The 1,113-nt window shown below is 46.7% G+C and carries 2 protein-coding genes; both read left to right on the plus strand.

What is annotated here, in order from left to right:
• Positions 1-527 (plus strand): zinc uptake protein ZrgA (zrgA, locus tag R8N28_RS26430; RefSeq protein ID WP_318183814.1); only part of this gene is annotated, 527 nt, incomplete at its 5' end.
• 64 nt (positions 528-591) lie between these two features.
• A partial coding sequence (locus R8N28_RS26435) for an ATP-binding cassette domain-containing protein (protein WP_318183815.1) occupies positions 592-1,113 on the plus strand: 522 nt, incomplete at its 3' end.

Here is a 1,113-nt window from a genome sequence, read left to right on the forward strand (position 1 = left end):
TTGAATTTAATATTGCCCAAGACGGCAGTGACTTGCTACTCGAAATCACAGCTCCTGGTGCAGATGTGGTCGGCTTTGAACACGCACCAGAAAATGCAGAGCAAGAGAAAACTCTGCAACACGCGGTCGCAACGCTAGAAGATAGCAACGCACTGTTTGCGATTAACCCACAAGCACAATGCGAAATTGAAGAAGTTCATGTTGAACACTCGCTTGGGGGGCAACATGAAGAACATGAGCACCATGATCATGAAGGCCATGACCATGATGAACACGCCCATCACGATCACGACAAACATGAGCACGACGGTCATGAAGGTCACGACCATTCAGAGCACAGCGACCACGGTGAATTTACCGTGCAATATCGCTTTCATTGTGCCCAAGTCGGCGAACTTAGCCGTATTCAAACTGATTGGTTTAACCAATTCCCAAGTACTGAATCGGTAAATGTAAACCTATTCACAGATACGACTCAATCAGCCACTAGCTTAACCAAAAGCAACACTCAAATCGCAATCAAATAACCCAAATAGCGTGTAAGTACCCACTTACACGCTGTGTTTTTTTAATTCGCTTTGGTGATTTACTATGACTGATTCAGCATCAAACGTGGTTGAGCTCAAACAGGCTCAGTTTGTCTGGCCCGGTTCAGAGACCGCGGTGATCAATATTCCTGATTTGCAGATAGCGACGGGTGAGCATGTCTTTATCAAAGGGCCAAGTGGCTGTGGAAAATCCACACTTTTAGCTTTGCTCACCGGAATCAATACGTTAAGTTCAGGCTCGTTATCAGTACTCAATACGAACTTAGCGACGCTGAGCTCAAGCCGCAGAGATAGATTCCGCGCCGACCACATTGGTTATATCTTCCAGCAATTCAACTTGCTGCCGTATTTGAATGTCATCGACAACGTATTACTTCCTTGCCAGTTCAGTAAAGTGAGACGAGATCGCGTGACACCAAACGCCTCCAAAGCCGAGCTTTTATCACAAGCGACAACCTTGTTGGAGCGGCTTCATTTACCGACAAATTTACACTCTCGCCCAGTGTCAGAGCTGAGTATTGGACAACAACAGCGAGTGGCGGCAGCTCGTGCGCTAATAGGGCAT

It is taken from the genome of Vibrio sp. Vb1554 (assembly GCF_033344235.1).